Raw genomic sequence first — 8,535 nt, 5'->3', positions numbered from 1 at the left:
GAAGAAGTTGAAATCGTTGGTATCAAAGACACCGCTAAGTCTACCTGTACCGGCGTTGAAATGTTCCGCAAACTGCTGGACGAAGGCCGTGCTGGTGAGAACGTTGGTGTTCTGCTGCGTGGTATCAAACGTGAAGAAATCGAACGTGGTCAGGTACTGGCTAAGCCGGGCTCTATCAAGCCGCACACCAAGTTCGAATCTGAAGTGTACATCCTGTCCAAAGACGAAGGCGGCCGTCATACTCCGTTCTTCAAAGGCTACCGTCCGCAGTTCTACTTCCGTACTACTGACGTGACTGGTACCATCGAACTGCCGGAAGGCGTAGAGATGGTAATGCCGGGCGACAACATCAAAATGGTTGTTACCCTGATCCACCCGATCGCGATGGACGACGGTCTGCGTTTCGCAATCCGTGAAGGCGGCCGTACTGTAGGTGCGGGCGTTGTTGCCAAAGTAATGAGCTAATTGCCGAATAACATTTGACGCAATGCGCAATAAAAGGGCATCATTTGATGCCCTTTTTGCACGCTTTCACACCAGAACCTGGCTCATCAGTGATTTTTTTTGTCATAATCATTGCTGAGACAGGCTCTGAAGAGGGCGTTTAGTCCGAAACGCACCAGAGCATTTCGGTTTGGATCGCCTCGCTTACGCGGGGTGAAAATGTTTGTAGAATACTTCTGACAGGTTGGTTTATGAGTGCGAATACCGAAGCTCAAGGAAGCGGGCGCGGCCTGGAAGCGATGAAGTGGGTTGTTGTCGCTGTATTGCTGCTTGTAGCTATCGTTGGCAACTACCTTTATCGTGACATGATGCTGCCGCTGCGTGCGCTGGCCGTAGTGATTCTGATTGCCGCAGCGGGTGGTGTCGCGCTGTTGACAACAAAAGGTAAAGCGACCGTTGCTTTTGCCCGTGAAGCGAGAACCGAAGTCCGTAAGGTCATTTGGCCAACTCGCCAGGAAACATTGCACACCACATTAATTGTGGCTGCGGTTACCGCAGTAATGTCACTGATCCTGTGGGGACTGGATGGTATTCTGGTTCGCCTGGTATCCTTTATCACTGGCCTGAGGTTCTAAGATGTCTGAAGCCCCTAAAAAGCGCTGGTACGTCGTTCAGGCGTTTTCCGGTTTTGAAGGCCGCGTTGCCACGTCGCTGCGCGAATATATCAAGTTACAAAATATGGAAGAGCTGTTTGGCGAAGTCATGGTGCCGACAGAAGAAGTGGTCGAGATCCGTGGTGGCCAGCGTCGCAAGAGCGAACGTAAATTCTTCCCGGGCTATGTACTGGTCCAGATGGTCATGAATGATGCGAGCTGGCACCTGGTGCGCAGCGTTCCGCGTGTGATGGGCTTTATCGGCGGTACTTCTGACCGTCCGGCGCCAATCAGCGACAAAGAAGTTGATGCGATCATGAACCGTCTGCAGCAGGTTGGTGATAAGCCGCGTCCGAAAACGATGTTTGAGCCGGGCGAAATGGTCCGCGTTAGCGATGGTCCGTTTGCTGACTTTAACGGCGTAGTTGAAGAAGTGGACTACGAGAAGTCTCGTCTGAAAGTTTCTGTATCTATCTTCGGTCGTGCGACTCCGGTTGAACTGGACTTCGCCCAGGTTGAGAAAGCCTAACACGCCGATCAAAAAAGCGGCGATTTAATCGTTGCACAGGGCGCGAGATTGGAATACAATTTCGCGCCTTTTGTTTTTATGGACTCTGTCCGTAAAGCGAATTTAAAAACACGGGGAGCTTCTTTGAGGCGCTATAACCCAACTAGAGGAATTTAGAATGGCTAAGAAAGTCCAGGCCTATGTCAAGCTGCAGGTTGCAGCTGGTATGGCTAACCCGAGTCCGCCAGTAGGTCCAGCACTGGGTCAACAAGGCGTGAACATCATGGAATTCTGCAAAGCGTTCAACGCAAAAACTGATTCCATTGAAAAAGGTCTGCCGATCCCGGTTGTTATCACCGTTTACGCTGACCGTTCTTTCACTTTCGTTACCAAAACGCCTCCGGCAGCAGTACTGCTGAAGAAAGCGGCTGGTATCAAGTCTGGTTCCGGCAAGCCGAACAAAGACAAAGTGGGTAAAATTTCCCGCGCTCAGCTGCAGGAAATCGCGCAGACCAAAGCTGCCGACATGACTGGTTCCGACATTGAAGCGATGACTCGCTCCATTGAAGGTACTGCACGTTCCATGGGCCTGGTAGTGGAGGACTAAGAAATGGCTAAACTGACCAAGCGTATGCGCGTGATCCGTGACAAAGTTGATGCAACTAAACAGTACGACATCAACGAAGCTATTGCTCTGCTGAAAGAGCTGGCCACTGCTAAATTCGTAGAAAGCGTGGACGTTGCCGTTAACCTCGGCATCGACGCTCGTAAATCTGACCAGAACGTACGTGGTGCAACTGTACTGCCGCACGGTACTGGCCGTTCCGTTCGCGTAGCTGTATTTACCCAGGGCGCAAACGCTGAAGCTGCTAAAGCTGCAGGCGCTGAGCTGGTAGGTATGGAAGATCTGGCTGAACAGATCAAGAAAGGCGAAATGAACTTTGACGTTGTTATTGCTTCCCCGGATGCAATGCGCGTTGTTGGCCAGCTGGGTCAGGTTCTGGGTCCGCGCGGCCTGATGCCAAACCCGAAAGTTGGTACTGTAACTCCTAACGTTGCTGAAGCTGTTAAGAACGCTAAAGCTGGTCAGGTTCGTTACCGTAACGACAAAAACGGCATCATCCACACTACCATCGGTAAAGTGGATTTTGACGCTGACAAACTGAAAGAAAACCTGGAAGCTCTGCTGGTTGCGCTGAAAAAAGCAAAACCTACTCAGGCAAAAGGCGTGTACATCAAGAAAGTTAGCATCTCCACCACCATGGGTGCTGGTGTTGCCGTTGATCAGGCTGGTCTGAGCGCGTCTGCGAACGTCTAAGATTAGCTTTACGTGGGCGGCGAATTTGTCTACAATCTTCGCCCACGATTCTATTAGCTTCGGCCAATAGACAACAGATTTGTTCGTTGGAGCCTGGCCTATCCAGGCCTCCGTCGAAGACCGCAGGTGTTTCGCAAGAAACTTAATGCCCTGCGTAGACGGTGACAGAACGCTAAGATTATTTCTGATACTCTGGCTTGTTTCTGCTCACCGTATTTAGACGCTCTCTCCGTTGGGGGGAGTGAAGTGAGTTCCGGAACATGAGTTCCGGCAAACATCCAGGAGCAAAGCTAATGGCTTTAAATCTTCAAGACAAACAAGCGATTGTTGCTGAAGTCAGCGAAGTAGCCAAAGGCGCGCTGTCTGCAGTAGTTGCGGATTCCCGTGGCGTAACTGTAGATAAAATGACTGAACTGCGTAAAGCAGGTCGTGAAGCTGGCGTATACATGCGTGTTGTTCGTAACACCCTGCTGCGCCGCGTCGTTGAAGGTACTCAGTTCGAGTGCCTGAAAGACACGTTTGTTGGTCCGACCCTGATTGCATACTCTATGGAACACCCGGGCGCTGCTGCTCGTCTGTTCAAAGAGTTCGCGAAAGCGAATGCAAAATTTGAGGTCAAAGCCGCAGCCTTTGAAGGTGAGTTGATTACCGCATCGAATATCGATCGCCTGGCAACTCTGCCGACCTACGAAGAAGCAATTGCACGCCTGATGGCAACCATGAAAGAAGCTTCGGCTGGCAAACTGGTTCGTACTCTGGCTGCTGTACGCGATGCGAAAGAAGCTGCTTAATTGCAGTTACCTTTCTCAAGCATCTGCTTACGTATAAACTTATTCTGATTTTCAGGAACAATTTAAATGTCTATCACTAAAGATCAAATCATTGAAGCAGTATCCGCTATGTCCGTAATGGACGTTGTAGAACTGATTTCTGCAATGGAAGAAAAATTCGGTGTTTCCGCTGCTGCTGCTGTAGCTGTAGCTGCTGGCCCGGCTGAAGCTGCTGAAGAAAAAACTGAATTCGACGTAATTCTGAAAGCTGCTGGCGCTAACAAAGTTGCTGTTATCAAAGCAGTACGTGGCGCAACTGGCCTGGGTCTGAAAGAAGCTAAAGACCTGGTAGAATCTGCACCGGCTGCGCTGAAAGAAGGCGTGAGCAAAGACGACGCAGAAGCACTGAAAAAATCTCTGGAAGAAGCTGGCGCTGAAGTTGAAGTTAAATAAGCCAACTTTTCTGGTTGCAGCCTAAGCAATTAGGCTGATGGCTGGTGACTTTTTAGTCACCAGCCTTTTTGCGCTGTAAGGCGCCAGTAGCGTTTCACACTGTTTGACTACTGCTGTGCCTTTCAATGCTTGTTTCTATCGACGTCTTAATATACTGCGACAGAGCGTCAGTTCTGTGTAAATCGCAATGAAATGGTTTAAGCGTGATAGCAACAGGCATTGCGGAAAGTATTCGATTTTCCGGTCAACAAAATAGTGTTGCACAAACTGTCCGCTCAATGGACAGATGGGTCGACTTGTCAGCGAGCTGAGGAACCCTAATGGTTTACTCCTATACCGAGAAAAAACGTATTCGTAAGGATTTTGGTAAACGTCCGCAAGTGTTGGACATACCTTATCTCCTTTCTATCCAGCTTGACTCGTTTCAGAAGTTCATCGAGCAAGATCCTGAAGGGCAGTATGGTCTGGAAGCAGCTTTCCGTTCCGTTTTCCCGATTCAGAGCTACAGCGGTAATTCCGAGCTGCAATACGTCAGCTACCGTCTTGGCGAACCGGTGTTTGACGTTCAGGAATGTCAGATCCGTGGCGTGACCTATTCCGCACCGCTGCGCGTAAAACTGCGTCTGGTGATCTACGAGCGCGAAGCGCCGGAAGGCACCGTAAAAGACATTAAAGAACAAGAAGTCTACATGGGCGAAATTCCGCTCATGACCGACAACGGTACCTTTGTTATCAACGGTACTGAGCGTGTTATCGTTTCTCAGCTGCACCGTAGCCCAGGCGTCTTCTTTGACTCCGACAAAGGTAAAACCCACTCTTCGGGTAAAGTGCTGTATAACGCGCGTATCATTCCTTACCGTGGTTCCTGGCTGGACTTCGAATTCGATCCGAAGGACAACCTGTTCGTACGTATTGACCGTCGCCGTAAACTGCCTGCGACCATCATTCTGCGTGCACTGAACTACACCACTGAGCAGATCCTTGACCTGTTCTTTGAAAAAGTTGTTTTCGAAATTCGTGACAACAAGCTGCAGATGGAACTGGTGCCGGAACGCCTGCGTGGTGAAACCGCCTCCTTTGACATTGAAGCTAACGGCAAAGTCTACGTCGAAAAAGGCCGTCGCATCACTGCGCGCCATATTCGCCAGCTGGAAAAAGACGATATCAAGCATATCGAAGTTCCGGTTGAATACATTGCTGGTAAGGTTGCGGCGAAAGACTACGTTGACGAATCTACTGGCGAGCTGATTTGCGCAGCTAACATGGAGCTGAGCCTGGATCTGCTGGCTAAGTTGAGCCAGTCTGGTCACAAGCGTATCGAAACGCTGTTCACTAACGATCTGGACCACGGTCCGTACATTTCTGAAACTGTACGCGTCGATCCAACCAACGATCGTCTGAGCGCGCTGGTAGAAATCTACCGCATGATGCGCCCTGGTGAGCCGCCGACTCGTGAAGCTGCGGAAAGCCTGTTCGAGAACCTGTTCTTCTCCGAAGACCGCTATGACCTGTCTGCGGTTGGTCGTATGAAGTTCAACCGTTCTCTGCTGCGCGACGAAATCGAAGGTTCCGGTATCCTGAGCAAAGACGACATCATTGAAGTGATGAAGAAGCTCATCGATATCCGTAACGGTAAAGGCGAAGTCGATGATATCGACCACCTCGGCAACCGTCGTATCCGTTCCGTAGGCGAAATGGCGGAAAACCAATTCCGCGTTGGCCTGGTGCGTGTTGAGCGTGCGGTGAAAGAGCGTCTGTCTCTGGGCGATCTGGATACCCTGATGCCTCAGGATATGATCAACGCCAAGCCGATTTCCGCAGCAGTGAAAGAGTTCTTCGGTTCCAGCCAGCTGTCTCAGTTTATGGACCAGAACAACCCGCTGTCTGAGATTACGCACAAACGTCGTATCTCCGCACTCGGCCCGGGCGGTCTGACCCGTGAACGCGCAGGCTTCGAAGTTCGAGACGTACACCCGACTCACTACGGTCGCGTATGTCCAATCGAAACGCCTGAAGGTCCGAACATCGGTCTGATCAACTCCCTGTCCGTGTATGCACAGACTAACGAATACGGCTTCCTCGAGACTCCGTACCGTAAAGTGACCGACGGTGTTGTTACTGACGAAATTCATTACCTGTCTGCTATCGAAGAAGGCAACTACGTTATCGCTCAGGCGAACTCCAACCTGGATGACGAAGGCCACTTTGTAGAAGATCTGGTTACCTGCCGTAGCAAAGGCGAATCCAGCTTGTTCAGCCGCGACCAGGTTGACTACATGGACGTATCCACCCAGCAGGTGGTATCCGTCGGTGCGTCCCTGATCCCGTTCCTGGAACACGATGACGCCAACCGTGCATTGATGGGTGCGAACATGCAACGTCAGGCGGTTCCGACTCTGCGTGCTGATAAGCCGCTGGTTGGTACCGGTATGGAACGTGCTGTTGCCGTTGACTCCGGTGTTACTGCAGTTGCTAAACGTGGCGGTACTGTTCAGTACGTGGATGCTTCCCGTATCGTTATCAAAGTTAACGAAGACGAGATGTACCCGGGCGAAGCAGGTATCGACATTTATAACCTGACTAAATACACCCGTTCAAACCAGAACACCTGTATCAACCAGATGCCTTGCGTATCTCTGGGCGAGCCGGTTGAACGTGGTGATGTGCTGGCAGACGGTCCGTCCACCGACCTCGGTGAACTGGCGCTGGGTCAGAACATGCGCGTGGCGTTCATGCCATGGAATGGTTACAACTTCGAAGACTCCATCCTCGTCTCCGAGCGTGTTGTCCAGGAAGACCGTTTCACCACCATCCACATTCAGGAACTGGCATGTGTGTCCCGTGACACCAAGCTGGGGCCGGAAGAGATCACCGCTGACATCCCGAACGTGGGTGAAGCTGCGCTCTCCAAACTGGATGAATCCGGTATCGTTTATATCGGTGCGGAAGTGACCGGTGGCGACATTCTGGTTGGTAAGGTAACGCCGAAAGGTGAAACCCAGCTGACCCCAGAAGAGAAGCTGCTGCGTGCGATCTTCGGTGAGAAAGCGTCTGACGTTAAAGACTCTTCTCTGCGCGTGCCAAACGGTGTTTCCGGTACGATTATCGACGTTCAGGTCTTTACTCGCGATGGCGTAGAAAAAGACAAACGTGCGCTGGAAATCGAAGAGATGCAGCTGAAGCAGGCTAAGAAAGACCTGTCTGAAGAACTGCAGATCCTCGAAGCTGGCCTGTTCAGCCGTATCTACGCTGTGCTGGTTTCCGGTGGTGTTGAAGCTGAGAAGCTCGACAAACTGCCGCGTGACCGCTGGTTAGAACTCGGCCTGACCGACGAAGAGAAACAAAATCAGCTGGAACAACTGGCTGAGCAGTACGACGAACTGAAACACGAGTTCGAGAAAAAACTCGAAGCGAAACGCCGTAAAATCACTCAGGGCGACGATCTGGCACCGGGCGTGCTGAAGATTGTTAAGGTTTATCTGGCGGTTAAACGTCGGATCCAGCCTGGTGATAAGATGGCAGGTCGTCACGGTAACAAGGGTGTAATCTCTAAGATCAACCCGATCGAAGATATGCCACACGATGCTAACGGTACGCCGGTAGATATCGTACTGAACCCGCTGGGCGTACCATCGCGTATGAACATCGGTCAGATCCTTGAAACCCACCTGGGTATGGCTGCGAAAGGTATCGGCGATAAGATCAACGCCATGCTGAAACAGCAGCAGGAAGTCGCCAAACTGCGCGAATTCATCCAGCGTGCTTACGATCTGGGTTCAGATGTTCGTCAGAAAGTTGACCTGAATACCTTCAGCGATGAAGAAGTTCTGCGTCTGGCTGAAAACCTGAAAAAAGGTATGCCGATCGCAACGCCGGTCTTCGACGGTGCGAAAGAGTCTGAAATCAAGGAACTGTTACAGCTGGGTGGCCTGCCGACTTCCGGTCAGATTACCCTGTTCGACGGTCGTACCGGTGAGCAGTTCGAGCGCCAGGTTACCGTTGGCTACATGTACATGCTGAAACTGAACCACCTGGTTGATGACAAGATGCACGCGCGTTCTACCGGTTCTTACAGCCTGGTTACTCAGCAGCCGCTGGGTGGTAAGGCTCAGTTCGGTGGTCAGCGCTTCGGGGAGATGGAAGTGTGGGCGCTGGAAGCATATGGCGCGGCATACACCCTGCAGGAAATGCTCACCGTTAAGTCTGATGACGTGAACGGTCGTACTAAGATGTATAAAAACATCGTAGACGGCAACCATCAGATGGAACCAGGCATGCCGGAATCCTTCAACGTACTGTTGAAAGAGATTCGTTCGCTGGGTATCAACATCGAACTGGAAGACGAGTAACTCTCGATCAAACAGGTCACTGGTGCTGGCGTAACAGCCA

The 8,535-nt window shown here is 51.2% G+C and carries 8 protein-coding genes; all 8 read left to right on the top strand.

The genetic code is table 11. From position 1 onward, the window contains the following. A partial coding sequence (locus tag FDX11_RS15295; protein WP_249357153.1) for an EF-Tu/IF-2/RF-3 family GTPase occupies positions 1 to 465 on the top strand: 465 nt, incomplete at its 5' end. Between the two features lie 230 nt (positions 466 to 695). Then, the gene (secE, locus tag FDX11_RS15290) at positions 696 to 1,079 is read left to right on the top strand and encodes a preprotein translocase subunit SecE (RefSeq protein WP_003033128.1); all 384 of its coding nucleotides are present in this window, start codon (positions 696 to 698) and stop codon (positions 1,077 to 1,079) included. Position 1,080: 1 nt separating this feature from the next. Continuing rightward, positions 1,081 to 1,626, top strand: a complete 546-nt coding sequence (nusG, locus tag FDX11_RS15285) for a transcription termination/antitermination protein NusG (protein ID WP_003033125.1) — start codon at positions 1,081 to 1,083, stop codon at positions 1,624 to 1,626. Positions 1,627 to 1,783: 157 nt separating this feature from the next. Continuing rightward, on the top strand, positions 1,784 to 2,212 hold the full coding sequence (gene rplK / locus FDX11_RS15280; protein WP_038636105.1) for a 50S ribosomal protein L11: 429 nt from the start codon (positions 1,784 to 1,786) through the stop codon (positions 2,210 to 2,212). A gap of 3 nt (positions 2,213 to 2,215) precedes the next feature. After that, positions 2,216 to 2,923 carry a 50S ribosomal protein L1 gene (rplA, locus tag FDX11_RS15275; RefSeq protein ID WP_042314242.1) on the top strand — a complete coding sequence of 236 codons (708 nt, stop codon included), beginning with the start codon at positions 2,216 to 2,218 and terminating at the stop codon, positions 2,921 to 2,923. A 293-nt stretch (positions 2,924 to 3,216) separates the two neighbouring features. Beyond that, positions 3,217 to 3,714 (top strand): 50S ribosomal protein L10, encoded by a 498-nt coding sequence (gene rplJ / locus FDX11_RS15270; protein ID WP_005132895.1) that lies wholly within the window; start codon positions 3,217 to 3,219, stop codon positions 3,712 to 3,714. 66 nt (positions 3,715 to 3,780) lie between these two features. Beyond that, complete coding sequence (gene rplL, locus FDX11_RS15265) at positions 3,781 to 4,146, top strand: 50S ribosomal protein L7/L12 (protein WP_000028882.1); 366 nt, start codon at positions 3,781 to 3,783, stop codon at positions 4,144 to 4,146. Between the two features lie 320 nt (positions 4,147 to 4,466). Beyond that, positions 4,467 to 8,495: a DNA-directed RNA polymerase subunit beta gene (rpoB, locus tag FDX11_RS15260; RefSeq protein ID WP_003033111.1), complete on the top strand. Its 4,029-nt coding sequence runs from the start codon at positions 4,467 to 4,469 to the stop codon at positions 8,493 to 8,495. Positions 8,496 to 8,535: the final 40 nt, after the last annotated feature.

Source organism: Citrobacter sp. wls714 (assembly GCF_005281025.1).
GTDB classification, from domain to species: domain Bacteria; phylum Pseudomonadota; class Gammaproteobacteria; order Enterobacterales; family Enterobacteriaceae; genus Citrobacter; species Citrobacter werkmanii.
The sequence above is the reverse complement of the archived record's forward strand: the minus strand, read 5'-3'. Positions and strand labels throughout refer to the sequence as shown.